The following is a 12978-nucleotide window of genomic DNA, read 5'->3' on the forward strand; positions in this document are numbered from 1 at the left end:
CTCCCTTTATACGTGGATACAAAAATATCCTCCCCTAAGTGGTTCTCTAGGAAAGGATATCCAATAGTTATCTATTATTTATCAACTCTGGTGCAGCAAAATCGAAACTTTCACACAGGCGCCACCTGACTTATTGTTCGTTAGCTGAATACTGCCCCCTTGCTTCTCAGCCAGTACCTTGCAAATATTCAACCCCATGCCATAATGGCTCTCCTCAGCTTCCGCCTTGCTTGTATAAAATGGCGTGGTAGCAAGCTTCAGATCCTGGCTTGAGAACCCTTTGCCATCATCACTGACTGTAATTGAAAAGAATCCTTTAACAAATTCAAAACGTACAGAAATCGTCTGACTTGCATAACGAAGCGAATTGGCAATCATATTTTCGTATATCCTGGTAACCATTCCTGTATCAATGTTCAACGATTGTTCAGCGATTTGATTTTCAAATGATAATTCCAATGAATGTTCCCGTGCCAGAAATTCAGCCAAACTGCTTAGTTGTTTCAAAAAAACGGAAACCTCTACTTTCGTCAGGGCTACCGAGATATCTTCGAGTTTTTGCACCTCGCCCATAATTTGCACATAATTCTCCAGCCGTAATATATGTATACTCATAGTTGTTATCGTATCCAGCAGCTTCTCCTTGCTTATTTTATCTCCTGGCAGATATCTATTTAAAAAATCCGCGTAACCTCTTAATACTGTCAGCGGTGTCCGGAGATCATGTGAAAAAGCTGCATTCAACTGTTTTCTGTCCTCTATAGAACGCCACATCTGACGGTTGTTATCCTCCAAAGCAGCTCTCATGCTCTCAAAAGACCTGCACAGCTGCCCCATTTCATCTTCGCTATATTGCGGAATATGAAAATCCAAGTCATTATTGGATATTTTAGCAGAAGCTTCGCGCAAAATCCCAATCGGTTGTTTGAGCTTATTGTGGTAAAACAACCAGGATGCCGACAAGGTAGCCAGCCCAAAAAATATCAAAATGGACCAGGAGTCCAGAAAACTGCATAACTTAATAATCTGTTCATCTGTATAAGAATAATCTGTATTGAAGTCCTTCATGTTGTAGACAATGGCTGGATTCTCAATGTCCGCTGAGGTGTACGAGTCGTTATACTTCAGAAACATATTATTACGTATCTGACCTGCCCCAGTAATAGTAATCACACTAAGGAGTCCGGCAATAAGGACAAATACAAGCATATAGATCATAAATGTCACCCTAATGGATAAGTTACGCCAACCTTTTATTACCCTACCCATTTATAGCCCACACCCCATACTGTTGAAATGTATATGTGATCACTAACCTCATTAAATTTAGACCGAATTCTTCTGATATGCTCTGCAACAACGATGCTATCCCCTTCATGATCCAGGCCCCAGACTTTTTCATAGATATGTTCTTTATCAAAGACTTGACCGCTGTTCATGGACAACAACTCAATAATACCAAATTCTTTCTTGGCAAAAGAAAGTGCGCGTCCTTTGTAATACACCCCTCTGGCGGAGTAGTCGATCACTAAATCATCTGAAAATCTGGTTTGTGTCTTAACAGATTGTCTTCGTTCACGGCGCAGATGTGCCTCTACCCTAGCTCCAAGCTCATCAATGCTGAACGGCTTCACAATATAATCATCCCCGCCCACTCGAAAGCCATTAATTTTATCTGACTCTTCCACTTGCGCAGTCAGGAATATAATAGGGCAGGATACGAAATCCCGTATACGAGTGCACACCTCAAGACCATCAATCTCCGGCATATTAATATCCAGTATAATAATGTCTGGATTATACACTACTTTGCGTAATGCCTCCCCGCCGCTCCGCGCAGTTAAGACCTTATAACCATTTATCTCAAAATAATCTTTCAGCAGATTAACTATATCCGCCTCATCATCAACAATAAGAATTTGATTATTCATAGCTCATAATCCGCCTTCCTCGCCGGTACTTCCCCGTTCCCCGCCGAATATCGCTCCTTCCGCAAGCCCCGACACGAACCGCTGCAGCCAGGCATAGTACTCGGCCGCGTGCTCCAGCTTCTCCAAGTCTCTGAGGCAGGCCTGCCGCTCCTCTTCGGGTGTGTCTGCTGCATAGGCCAGTGCCTGGAGGCCCGGGACCGCAGCTCCCATCGCTTCCTGCATCACATCGATCTCCCGCTGAAGCTTCAGGGTGAAGAAGTTCCGGAAGGCCTCGAAGAAGTCCGTCTCCGCTGCATACAGCTCCTTCCGCTCGCGCTTCTCCGGCAGCTTCGTAACCATCCGGGAGGCGATCAGGGAGCGGACTCCGTAGCTCATATTGCTTTTACTCATATTCATGACCTGCTTCATTTCCTCCAGCGTCATCGGCTTGTCCTCGAAGAACATCACTCCGTACAGCTGACCGAAGGAATAATTCGCTCCATATAAATCCATGGTCTGGGCTATGGCATCGATAACCGGGCCGAGCAGCTGCTCCCGGGGCGAACGGTGCGGATGTTCCTCGCCGAATGCGGCCTGCTTCATCAGGTGGCACCTCATTTTCACATAGAATCGTTCTCTCTACCTTACACAATACCGCAGCTTTACCGCAATCATCCTACAAATTTTACACAAAATCCGACCGGGTTTTACCCCCGCTTGACCACAAGCCTGCCTCATGAGTGTACAATTTTTTTTGAACAGAGGAGCTGTCCTCTGCATTATACCGCATCAACCAATATGAATGAAATGGAGAATATGGACGAAAATGACACGTTCAAAATTATTCAGCGGCTTGAAGCCCGTGCTGTTCACTCTGCCGGCCATGATCCCTTTCGCCGTATTCTGGCTCGCGCCGCTGCTGTATGTGCTGTATCTCAGCTTTACGGAATGGGATTTCATGAGCCCGGAGAAAACCTTTGTCGGCTGGCAGAATTATACCGATCTGCTCAGCAACCCCGCTTTTTACAAAGCGCTGAGGGTGACCGTTCTCTTCTGCCTCGGCAGTGTGCTGCCGGTGATCCTGCTCGGACTGGGTCTGGCCCTCCTCATGAACAGAAAGCTGAAGGGCTCGGCCCTCTATCAGATCCTGCTGTTCTCGCCTTGGGTGACGCCGACCGTCGCTGTGTCTATCGTCTGGTCCTGGATTTATCAGCCTGAAGCCGGGCTTGCCAATGCGGTGCTGAACTTCTTCGGCCTGGATTCCATCGGATGGCTGCAGGACCCCAAATGGGCATTAATCGGCGTCCTGCTGGTCACGATTTGGAAGTCGGTCGGCTGGGCAATGATCTTCTATCTGGTGGCGCTGCGCAATGTGCCTTCCGACCTGCTGGAAGCCGGGGAGCTGGACGGGGCAAGCCCGGTGCAGAAGTTCCTGCGGATTACATGGCCGCTGATCTCGCCGACTACTCTTTTCTTATTCGTGGTGCAGTTAGTCTCGGCACTTCAGGCCTATGACCAGATTAATGTCCTGACCCAGGGCGGCCCGTCCGGCTCCACCCGCACTCTGCTCTATCTGTATTATCAGTCCGCCTTCGAATCGTTCCAGATCGGAGAGGCCTCTTCCGTTGCTGTCGTCCTGGTCTTGATCTGCATGCTGCTGTCTGTCCTCTCGTTCGGGATCAGCAAGCGGACCACTCATTATCAATAGAAGCTTTACTATCAGCCCTTAAGGAGGTCTCACCGCTTGCCTATATTCACAACTATCAGCAGGCTGGTCCGCCAGATTTTTTTCGCCGCGCTTGCTCTTCTGATGGCCTTCCCGTTCTATTGGATGGTTACGAGTGCCCTCAAGACCAATGATGAGATCTGGCGCTCCCCGCCCACACTCTGGCCTGAGGTGCCGCTGTGGGGCAACTTCGCCGCTGCCTGGAACGAGGCGCCGTTCGCCAGATATATGGGTAACAGTATCTTCGTCGCTGTCTCCATTGTCCTCCTGCAGACAATCAATTCCGGGATGATGGCTTATGCGCTGACGCATATGAAATTCCGCCTGAAGGGCTTTTTTGCCGGAGTGATTCTGTTCGGTTATATGGTTCCTGCAACGGCAGTCTACCTGCCCGGATACCTGGTCCTCTCCGAGTTACACTTGCTGAACTCCTATGCGGGCCTGATTCTCTCCAACTGTGTGAGTATCTTCTCGATCTTTCTGATCAGGCAGGCCTTCCTTCAAGTCTCGCATGAGCTGGTGGAGGCCGGTGAAGTGGACGGTGCCTCGCATATGCGGATTCTCTGGACGATCCTTGTGCCGGTCACAAGATCCTCATTCGCCGTACTGGCGCTGATTACCTTCATTGACCAGTACAACAATTACTTCTGGCCGATGCTCATTACGAAGGACCCCAGCCTGCAGCTGGTCTCGGCCGGTCTGCGCAGCTTTTTCGTGGAAGGAGGTGCTTACGGACTGAAATGGCCGCTCATCATGGCCGCCAGCGCCTTCACGATTGCCCCGCTGCTGCTAGTCTTCCTGCTGGCGCAGAAAACGATAATGCAAAGTGTCAACATGACCGCAGGCTCAAGTAAAGGCTAAACCCTAAACTTCAATACCCAAAAGGAGAATGATGATGAACGTATCAAGTAGAAACAGCTTCGCAGTCCTTTTAAAGGACGGTACCGTTCCAGCGAGAAATTCTTCTATTTTCAAAAGGTTGTCTGTAGTATCCCTGATCGCCGGACTTTCCGTGCTCACCGCTTGCGGCGGAAATGCCGCTCCCGGCAATGCATCCACTACGGACGGCGCAGCCGCCGCAGTCCCTGCTGCCAATGCCGCTCCGGCTGGAGGCGCACCGGTCACGATTGAATTCTGGTATGGGCTCGGCGGCAAGCTGGGTGAAAATATGGAATCGCTCATTCAGAAATTCAACGCCTCCCAGCAGGAGGTCATCGTCAAGGGGATCGTGCAGGGGGATTATACAGAGACCGAACAGAAGCTTCAAGCAGCGATTGCTGCCGGGCAGGTCCCGGCGGCGGTCCTCTCCTCCAATATCGATTGGGCGCGCAAGGGTTATTACGCTGCGATGGATGAGCTGATTGCCGAGCAGCCGGACTTCAATAAAGAGGATTTCGTCCAGACCTTCCTGAACCAGGGCCAGGTTGACGGCAAGCAGTATTTCCTCCCGATGTATGGATCGACCCAGGTGATGTACTACCGTAAGGATGCTTTTGCGAAAAGCGGCATAGACGCCAGCCAGATTAAGACCTGGGAAGACCTCGCTGCAGCAGCGAAAAAGATGACCGTCTCCGAAGGCGGCAAAACCACCTTCTACGGCTGGGAACCGATGTGGGGCTCCGGCAATATGGTTGATGCCGCTCTCAGCAAAGGAGGCAGTATTCTTAGTGAGGACGGCACCAAGGTCACGATTGATTCCCCGGAGTGGATCGACGCCTGGGAGTTCTTCCGCAAAGCAATTCATGAGGACAAGACGATGCGCATTCATTCGGGCGGGCAAGGCTGGGAGTACTGGTACAAGACGATTGACGATGTGATGAAAGGCCAGGCGGCCGGATACACCGGCTCCAGCGGCGACCAGGGCGACCTCGATTTCAGCGTCGTCTCCGCTATGGAGCAACCGGGCTGGGCCGGAGCCGGCGAAGGCAAACCTGTCGCCGGGGCGAGTATGGCCGGTATTCCTGCCAAAGCCGGAGACGCCGAGAAGCAGGCAGCGATGAAATGGCTGACCTACTTCACAAGCTCCGAGAATACGGCCTTCTGGTCCATCCACACCGGCTATATTAGCGTCCGCCAGTCTGCGCTGGAAGATCCGGCATTCGTCGCTTTCAGTGAGAGCAACCCGCAGATCAAAATCCCGCTGCAGCAGGCGGCTCATGCTTCCCCTCCGTTCCAGGACCCGACAGGCGGCAAAATTAATGATGCCTTGACCATCGCAGCGGATAAGGTGCAGATTGAGAATATTCCGGCAGCCGAGGCGCTGAAGGAAGCGCAGCAGATGGCTCAGGCGGCACTGGATAAACTGAAATAGAACGGCTGAACAAATTTCTATAAATGAAGGGGGACGCTGCGTGATTGAGCTTAACACTCCGCAAGGAAACTATCCCGTATCGGCCATCCTGTTCGATAAGGATGGAACCTTACTACAGTTCGTATCCCTCTGGGGAAGCTGGGGCGAGTGCTTCCTGGACCAGTTCACCTGGAGGCTTGAGCAGCGCGGACTGAGCTTCCCTGAGCAGCACCGGGCCTCCCTCCTGGGAACAGTTCATGATGACGCAGGGAAGATCACCGATTACGACCGCAACGGTCCGCTCGCCATGGGCACGATGAGCGATCTGTACGCCATTGCGTCCTGGCAGGGTTATTCTCTCGGCCTATCCTGGGCCGAAGCGGTCGAACTGGTGGACTCCTGCCGGAATGCAGCGGATGCGATGCTGGAGCAGAGCCGTCCGGTCCGCCCGCTTCCCGGGCTGGCGCCTTTTCTGGATGCGTGCGCAGCCCAGGGCATACCTATGGCCGTAGTGACTGCCGATGAAACGGCGTCAGCCGAGAGTCATCTGCGCTGGCTGGGCATCCGCCAGTATTTCACCGCCGTGATCGGCACCGATCAGGTGGAGCGGGGCAAGCCCTTCCCCGACATGGCGCTGCTTGCCTGCGGGCGGCTGGGGGTATCTCCGGCTGAAGCCGCCGTGATCGGCGATACGAACGGAGATATGCGGATGGCGAAGGCTGCGGGCACTGCCGTAGCCATTGGGATTGCCGGCGGAATTACCGCCGGGCTGGCGGCTTCAACTGCTGCGAAAGGACCGGCGGTAACGGCGGGTGGAATGGTGCAGACGGCGGCGAGCCGGGTTACCGCTACGGCAGACGCTGCAGGAAGCGAGGCGGCTGATGCGGGACGAAGCGGGCTGACAGCAGACATGCAGGCTGCCGGGGCTCTTTTGCCGGATGCAGATTGTGTAGTATCGTCTTATGCGGAGCTTGGCGTACGAAGGATGGTACGATGAAGGCCGAAGGGGCCTTGGCCTGGGTATTTCTTGCCTTAGCTATTGTCTTCGAGCTGTCCGGAACGGTCTCCATGAAGCTGTCGCATGGCCTCACCCGGCCCTGGCCCTCTGTGCTGATGTTCGTATTCTACGGAATCAGCTTCACCTCACTGAGTGTCGCCCTCACCTCCATCAAGGTTGGAGTCGCTTATGCCGTATGGTCCGGAGCGGGTATCCTCCTGATTTCTCTGGCGGGGGCATTGTTGTTCGAAGAGAGGCTGACGGGCTCCTCCCTCCTATGGGTGACTGTGATTATAGCCGGAATTATTGGTTTGAACATTAGTACCAAAGGGCATTAGCCTAACGAATATAAAATATTTCAAGGAGGCTTCGCTTGCCTATGAATACATTTGCCACACCCGACGTTACTGAACCGCTGTTGACGTTCCAGATTATTACCGACACCCATGTCACGGCCGATCCCGAGCATGAGTACAATCAGAACTTCGGACGGGCGCTTGAGGATATAGCGGGACATACTCAAGGCAGCAGCGGAATCATGCACATTGGAGATATAACAGACAATGGCTTCCCGGAGGAGTATGAGGAGGTCCAGCGTATTCTTGAGCTGCATCAGGCGTCCTTGCCGCAGCTTCGTTACACCTTGGGCAACCATGATGTCGGCCTCGGGCATTGGGAATCCCGCCTTGGGATGTATACTTCCCGGATGGGGATGCCAGGTCCTTATCATGATCACTGGATCGGCGGGTATCATTTCATCTTTCTCGGCACAGAGGAAGGGCTGCCTACGTTCTGCAGTCTATCCGCTGAGCAGCTGCAGTGGCTGGACCGCAAGCTTGGTGAACACGCACCGGACAAAGCCAAGTCTAACGGGCAACTGCAGAAGGACCTGGAACAGACTCACCTGCCGGATCAGCCCGTCTTCCTCTTCCTGCACCAGCCGCTGAAGGATACGGTAGCCGGTTCACTGGAATCTCAGGAATGGTACGGGGTAACACAGGATCAGGAGCTGCGCACTATTCTGTCGCGGCATCCGCAGACCTTGCTGTTCACCGGACATACCCACTGGGAGCTGGAGGTCAGCAACACGATGTTTCCCGGCAACGGGCAGACGGCTACAATGTTCAATGCTGCTTCGGTGGCCTACCTCTGGACGGATGCAGATGAACACAAGAGCGGTAGCCAGGGCTATTATATAGAAGTCTATGCTGATAAAGTGCTTGTACGGGGACGGGATTTCACTACCGGAACCTGGATTGAAGCGGCGCAATATGAGGTGGCGTATCCCGTTAACGCTCTACGGTAAATTAGGGAATCATTGATGTATCAAGCAGGAGCAATGTGCTTCCTGCGCAACAAAAGACGGCCCTCTCTCCCAAGAGAAGGCCGTCTTTCGTTTACTTCGGTATAGGATGTAACCCGTTTATCTTCTATTTAAAAGCAGGAAGCGCGATGTCCGCGTAATTATCCTCCAGGAACTTCTTCACTTCCGGGCCGCTGATCGCCTTCGCCAGCTTCTGGATGGCTTCGGAATCCTTGTTGTCCTCACGGGCAACGAGGGTGATGGTGAAGGCGGAATCTTCACGCTCGGTGATCAGCGCATCCTTCTTCGGAGTCAGACCCAGCGGGCTCGCGTAGGCTGGCGTCATCGCTACCAGATCCGCATCATCCAGCATCCGGGCCAGCATCAGCAGATCGACCTCCTCGAACTTATAGTTCTTCGGATTGGCAGTAATGTCAGCTTGGGTAGCCTGAATTCCTACCCCATCCTTCAGCGTAATCAATCCGGCATCTGCGAACATTTGCAGGGAGCGTCCAATATTGGAAGGATCATTCGCCATCACAAGGGTTGCTCCCTCGGGCAGATCAGCAATATTCTTGAAGCGTTTGGAGTACCCGCCGTAGATGGCATCATATACAGGCTGGACCGGCACCAGCTTTGCCCCTTTGCTGGCATTGAACTGTTCCATGTACGGGACATGCTGGAAGAAGTTCGCATCCACCTCTTTATTCGCCAGTGCTTCGTTCGGCTGCACATTATCAGACAGCACGACAACCTCCATATCCACGCCTTCTTCCTTCAGAATCGGCTTCACGATGTCGAGGATATCCGTCATTGGCGGAATCAGCGAGGCTACTTTGATCTTCACAGGCCCGGTGCTGGTTGCCGCCGGTGTCTCTTCCGCTTCTTTGCTGTTGCCGCAGCCTGCAAGTGCAAGCGTCAATACAAGCAGTACCAGTGCAAACGTGGTGGTTATTCTTCTTCCTGTTCTCTTCATGATATCTCTCAAGCCCCCATTATTGTATAGTATTCTAGCGTTTGTCGAGCAGTCTGGCTATCGTGCTTCCCGTGAATTGGATGAGCTGCACCAGCACAATCATCACGAGAATGGCATAGATCATCACCTCGGTCTCGAAGCGCTGATACCCGTAACGGATGGCGAAATCGCCAACCCCGCCGCCCCCGACAACCCCCATTACGGTTGAAAAAGAAATGAAGCTGATCGTAGACGCCGTGAGTCCCAGCACCAGCCCTGAACGGGCCTCTACATATAGAAATTTGAAGATGATTCCCAGCTTGGATGCTCCCATCGACAATGCCGCTTCAATCGTTCCCCGCGGAACCTCCAGCAGTGATTGCTCTACCAGCCGTGAGTAATAAGCAATGGCAACGATGGACAGCGGCACCGTGGCCGCCAGTGTGCCAATCGACGTACCTACGACCAGCCGCGTGAACGGAATCAGCGCCACCACCAGCAGCAGGAACGGAAACGAACGGATGACATTGACGATGCTGTTCAGCACCAGAGACAGCCCTCTATTCTCATACAACTGGCCTTTGCGGCAAAAATACAGCAGTGTCCCCAGCGGAAGACCCACCAGCAGCGCAGCGCCTATGGCAATGCCGACCATGACAAAGGTCTCGCCGATAGACTGCCACATCTGATCCTGGTATTTCAGCATACTCTCAAACATGGGATGCCCCCGTTCTGCCGGTGATTCTCTCCCGGAAGGAGCCTGAATGCGTTCCCGGCGGTAGGAAGCCGCCCTCGCCGCGGGAGAAGGAATCTACGATCCGTCCGCCCTCCATGACGGATACCTCGGAACAGATGCTCCGCACAACGTCCAGCTCATGGGTAACGATCACGATGGTTACGCCCAGGGAAGCATTGATATGGCGCAGCACCTCCAGAATATCCGCAGTGGTGCCCGGATCAAGCGCAGATGTCGGCTCATCGCACAGCAGCAGCTTCGGATTGTTCGCCAGTGCGCGGGCAATCGCTACCCGCTGGCGCTGTCCGCCGCTGAGCTGGGCCGGATATTGCCCGGCTTTGTCCGCAAGGCCTACGAATTGCAGACATTCCTCCACCCGCTTCATCCGCACTGCACGCGGCACTCCGGCAAGCTCTAGAGAGATCGCCACATTCCGGCTGACGGTAGCATTACCGATCAGGTTAAAATGCTGAAAGATCATACCGATTCTCTGCCGCTGCCGGCGCAGTTCCTTGTCCGGCAGCTCCGTAAGCTGTTGCCCGTCAACCGTAACCGTTCCTGCATCGGGCCGCTCCAGCAGATTCATCAGCCGCAGGAGCGTGGACTTCCCCGCCCCGCTGGCGCCAATAATACCGTGAATGGCACCCGCCTGTACTTCAAGTGATACCTGATCGACAGCCGTATAAGGGCCGTCCTTCAGAGTGAAGCTCTTGCTAACCTGAATCAGCGAAAGAATATGAAGCCCTCCCCTACAGACTGCCTGGACATGCTCCCTGAACCTCAGGACTTATTGTACTATAATTATTTAAAATCTGTTTCATTAAAAATCTCTTTAAATAATAAGGTATTTCTTCCGCTGTGTCATCATTTTTTTCAAAATGATTGCTAAGCCCTTGGAAGAGCAGAGCATTATAAGGATGCTCGCGGCTCTATGGGATTATTCAAGGGAAGCAGGATAGTACCACAAAAACGGGTGCAGTCCCTGGTAGGACTGCACCCGTTTTGCTATTTTGCATACATAAGTCTATTCGCTCTGAACGCTTATTCTTTCACACTGCCGACATTAAGACCCACTACGAAATACTTCTGCATGAACGGATACACCAGCAGTATAGGTACGGAGGCGACCACTGTGATAGCTGCCCGGATCGAAATCGGCGTGACCATCGCCCGTGCTGAATTCTGATCCATCCCCACCCCGTTGGTTACGGTAGGGTTCCCGTTAGAGTTCATCGTTGAAGACAGCAGCTTCATCAGCTCATACTGCAGTGTACTCAGATGTTGCTTGGAGGAGGTGTAGATGAAAGCATCGAACCAGGCATTCCAGGCTCCGACCGCCACGAACAGTGCAATGGTCGCCAGCACCGGCTTACAGAGCGGGAAGACGACCCGCATGAAGATTTTGAAATCCCCGGCGCCGTCGATTCTGGCCGATTCCATCAGACTCTCCGGTATAGTCCCGATGTAAGTGCGGATGACGATCATGTTGAACGCGCTGATCATCGATGGAATAACATAGACCCAGAAGCTGTTCAGCAGGCCTAGGTCCTTAATCAGGAAGTAGTTCGGGATCAGACCTGCGCTGAAATACATCGTCAGCACGAAGACTACAGTAATAAACTTACGGAATACGTACTCCCTGCGGCTTAAGGTATACGCCAGCATGGTAGTCAGAAAAATATTAAGCAATGTAGAAATCACTGTACGTGCCACTGAAATCAGGAAAGCATCAAAAATCGTTCCGGTGGCAAAGATCGCTTTATAATTCTGAACGGTCCATTCTCTTGGCCATAAATAAATGCCGCCGCGGATCGTATCATTCCCTTCATTAAATGAAACAGCAATCGTATTGATGAATGGATATAAAGTCACAACCACCAGACAGACCATGAAGACCGTATTGAAGGAAGTGAACAAAAACGGTTCAAGTCTGCCGGTGCCTAGGTTTCTTTTCGCCGTAAAGCCTGCTTTATGCCCAGGGCTAATCTGCCGGTTATCCGCCATTATAACAACCTCTCTTCCCCAAGCCGCTTGGAAATCCCGTTAGCCATAAGCAGCAATGTCACGCTGACCACCGTTTTGAAAATCCCGCCAGCGGTTGCGAGTGAATAATTCCCTTGTGCAAGTCCATATTTAAGCACGAAAATATCTATCGTTTCGGCCCAGTCTACTACCAGTCCGTTGCCGAGCAGGTACTGCACTTCAAAGCCTGCTTCCAGCACATGTCCTATGGACATAATCATCAGAATAACAATGGTTGCCTTGATGCCAGGCAGGGTTACGTGCATCATTTTCTTGTAACGGTTCGCTCCGTCAATCTCGGCAGCCTCATACAGGGCAGGGTCAATGGAAGCGATGGCTGCCAGATAAATAATCGTATTCCAGCCTACTTCCTTCCACACATGTGAAGCCCCTACGATTCCCCAGAAATATTTGCCTTCACTGAGCCACAGAATCGGCTCTTTAATCAGATGCAGCTTCATCAGAACGATATTTACAATCCCGTCATTGATGGACAGCGAGGTGGCCACAATACCGGTAACGATAATCCATGACAGGAAATGGGGCAGATAGGAGATTGTCTGCACGGTTCTTTTCCAGAATACTTTCTTAATCTCGTTAAGCAGCAGCGCCAGCACGATGGCTGTAACGAAGCCGAGGATCAGATTGATAACCCCCATAGCCAGCGTATTGCGCAGGACACGAATGAAGTTATCATCGGTGAACAAAAACTTGAACTGCTTCAGTCCCACCCATTCCTGCTCACCGAAGGACTTGGCCGGTCTGTAGTTCTGGAAGGCCATGGTCCAGCCCCACACAGGAACGTAGGCAAAAAGGATAATGTAGAGCATTAAAGGCACAGACATCCAGATCAGCTGTTGTTGATTCTTAATTACGCGCCAGGTAATCGGCTGTTTTTTCCTCTTGTTCTTCTTCGGACGCCGGACGCCAGTATCTATTTCTAAGGTCTCATCCATATTCGTTGTCTCCTACTCCATCAAATTAATGTAAGGCGGAAGGCCGGTTGACGGCCTTCCACCTTCTAAAACCCGGTACCAGA

At 52.2% G+C, this 12978-nt stretch carries 14 protein-coding genes; 6 read left to right on the forward strand and 8 right to left on the reverse strand.

Features of this window, described 5'->3' with window-relative positions; translation table 11 throughout:
* Nucleotides 1-81: 81 nt before the first annotated feature.
* Genes NST69_RS25880 through NST69_RS25890 form a run of 3 tightly spaced genes read right to left on the reverse strand, consistent with a single transcriptional unit; the run spans nt 82 to nt 2513 of the window.
* Nucleotides 82-1218, reverse strand: coding sequence for a HAMP domain-containing sensor histidine kinase (locus tag NST69_RS25880; protein ID WP_342547500.1), 1137 nt, complete (start codon nt 1216-1218; stop codon nt 82-84).
* Nucleotides 1219-1256: 38 nt separating this feature from the next.
* A complete protein-coding gene (locus tag NST69_RS25885; protein ID WP_036731187.1) occupies nt 1257-1931 on the reverse strand; it encodes a response regulator transcription factor in 675 nt (224 codons plus the stop codon).
* A gap of 3 nt (nt 1932-1934) precedes the next feature.
* On the reverse strand, nt 1935-2513 hold the full coding sequence (locus NST69_RS25890; protein WP_342547501.1) for a transcriptional regulator: 579 nt from the start codon (nt 2511-2513) through the stop codon (nt 1935-1937).
* 223 nt (nt 2514-2736) lie between these two features.
* Between NST69_RS25890 and NST69_RS25895 the strand changes: the two genes are divergently transcribed.
* Genes NST69_RS25895 through NST69_RS25920 form a run of 6 tightly spaced genes read left to right on the forward strand, consistent with a single transcriptional unit; the run spans nt 2737 to nt 8229 of the window.
* Entirely contained in the window at nt 2737-3618 is an 882-nt protein-coding gene (locus NST69_RS25895; RefSeq protein WP_036731118.1) for a sugar ABC transporter permease, read from the forward strand.
* A gap of 36 nt (nt 3619-3654) precedes the next feature.
* Nucleotides 3655-4497 carry a carbohydrate ABC transporter permease gene (locus NST69_RS25900; RefSeq protein ID WP_342547502.1) on the forward strand — a complete coding sequence of 281 codons (843 nt, stop codon included), beginning with the start codon at nt 3655-3657 and terminating at the stop codon, nt 4495-4497.
* Between the two features lie 34 nt (nt 4498-4531).
* Nucleotides 4532-5947, forward strand: coding sequence for an ABC transporter substrate-binding protein (locus tag NST69_RS25905; protein WP_342547503.1), 1416 nt, complete (start codon nt 4532-4534; stop codon nt 5945-5947).
* Nucleotides 5948-5987: 40 nt separating this feature from the next.
* The gene (locus NST69_RS25910; protein ID WP_342547504.1) at nt 5988-6923 is read left to right on the forward strand and encodes an HAD family hydrolase; all 936 of its coding nucleotides are present in this window, start codon (nt 5988-5990) and stop codon (nt 6921-6923) included.
* Complete coding sequence (locus NST69_RS25915) at nt 6920-7261, forward strand: multidrug efflux SMR transporter (RefSeq protein ID WP_342547505.1); 342 nt, start codon at nt 6920-6922, stop codon at nt 7259-7261. Before NST69_RS25910 ends, NST69_RS25915 begins: the two co-directional genes overlap by 4 nt.
* Before the next feature lie 41 nt (nt 7262-7302).
* Complete coding sequence (locus tag NST69_RS25920; protein ID WP_342547506.1) at nt 7303-8229, forward strand: metallophosphoesterase; 927 nt, start codon at nt 7303-7305, stop codon at nt 8227-8229.
* Between the two features lie 124 nt (nt 8230-8353).
* On the opposite strand, the gene NST69_RS25925 is transcribed toward NST69_RS25920, so the two are convergent.
* From NST69_RS25925 to NST69_RS25945, 5 genes are all read right to left on the reverse strand, one after another.
* Nucleotides 8354-9202 carry a MetQ/NlpA family ABC transporter substrate-binding protein gene (locus tag NST69_RS25925; protein ID WP_051478475.1) on the reverse strand — a complete coding sequence of 283 codons (849 nt, stop codon included), beginning with the start codon at nt 9200-9202 and terminating at the stop codon, nt 8354-8356.
* Nucleotides 9203-9236: 34 nt separating this feature from the next.
* On the reverse strand, nt 9237-9899 hold the full coding sequence (locus NST69_RS25930) for a methionine ABC transporter permease (protein ID WP_036731110.1): 663 nt from the start codon (nt 9897-9899) through the stop codon (nt 9237-9239).
* Nucleotides 9892-10653 carry an ATP-binding cassette domain-containing protein gene (locus tag NST69_RS25935; RefSeq protein ID WP_342550223.1) on the reverse strand — a complete coding sequence of 254 codons (762 nt, stop codon included), beginning with the start codon at nt 10651-10653 and terminating at the stop codon, nt 9892-9894. The genes NST69_RS25930 and NST69_RS25935 overlap by 8 nt, the downstream gene beginning before the upstream one ends.
* Before the next feature lie 305 nt (nt 10654-10958).
* Nucleotides 10959-11921: a carbohydrate ABC transporter permease gene (locus NST69_RS25940; RefSeq protein WP_340938102.1), complete on the reverse strand. Its 963-nt coding sequence runs from the start codon at nt 11919-11921 to the stop codon at nt 10959-10961.
* The gene (locus tag NST69_RS25945; protein ID WP_036731106.1) at nt 11921-12895 is read right to left on the reverse strand and encodes an ABC transporter permease subunit; all 975 of its coding nucleotides are present in this window, start codon (nt 12893-12895) and stop codon (nt 11921-11923) included. Before NST69_RS25945 ends, NST69_RS25940 begins: the two co-directional genes overlap by 1 nt.
* Nucleotides 12896-12978 lie beyond the last annotated feature (83 nt).

This window comes from Paenibacillus sp. FSL P2-0089 (genome assembly GCF_038595095.1).
In the GTDB taxonomy this organism is placed as follows: Bacteria; Bacillota; Bacilli; order Paenibacillales; family Paenibacillaceae; genus Paenibacillus_AQ; species Paenibacillus_AQ silagei.

Coding starts and splice junctions, on each gene's coding strand:
- NST69_RS25930 (WP_036731110.1), bottom strand. CDS start 9,899: ATGTTTGAGAGTATGCTGAAATACCAGGATCAGATGTGGCAGTCTATC.
- NST69_RS25925 (WP_051478475.1), bottom strand. CDS start 9,202: ATGAAGAGAACAGGAAGAAGAATAACCACCACGTTTGCACTGGTACTG.
- NST69_RS25895 (WP_036731118.1), top strand. CDS start 2,737: ATGACACGTTCAAAATTATTCAGCGGCTTGAAGCCCGTGCTGTTCACT.
- NST69_RS25905 (WP_342547503.1), top strand. CDS start 4,532: ATGAACGTATCAAGTAGAAACAGCTTCGCAGTCCTTTTAAAGGACGGT.
- NST69_RS25940 (WP_340938102.1), bottom strand. CDS start 11,921: ATGGCGGATAACCGGCAGATTAGCCCTGGGCATAAAGCAGGCTTTACG.
- NST69_RS25885 (WP_036731187.1), bottom strand. CDS start 1,931: ATGAATAATCAAATTCTTATTGTTGATGATGAGGCGGATATAGTTAAT.
- NST69_RS25915 (WP_342547505.1), top strand. CDS start 6,920: ATGAAGGCCGAAGGGGCCTTGGCCTGGGTATTTCTTGCCTTAGCTATT.
- NST69_RS25880 (WP_342547500.1), bottom strand. CDS start 1,218: ATGATCTATATGCTTGTATTTGTCCTTATTGCCGGACTCCTTAGTGTG.
- NST69_RS25890 (WP_342547501.1), bottom strand. CDS start 2,513: ATGAAGCAGGCCGCATTCGGCGAGGAACATCCGCACCGTTCGCCCCGG.
- NST69_RS25920 (WP_342547506.1), top strand. CDS start 7,303: ATGAATACATTTGCCACACCCGACGTTACTGAACCGCTGTTGACGTTC.
- NST69_RS25945 (WP_036731106.1), bottom strand. CDS start 12,895: ATGGATGAGACCTTAGAAATAGATACTGGCGTCCGGCGTCCGAAGAAG.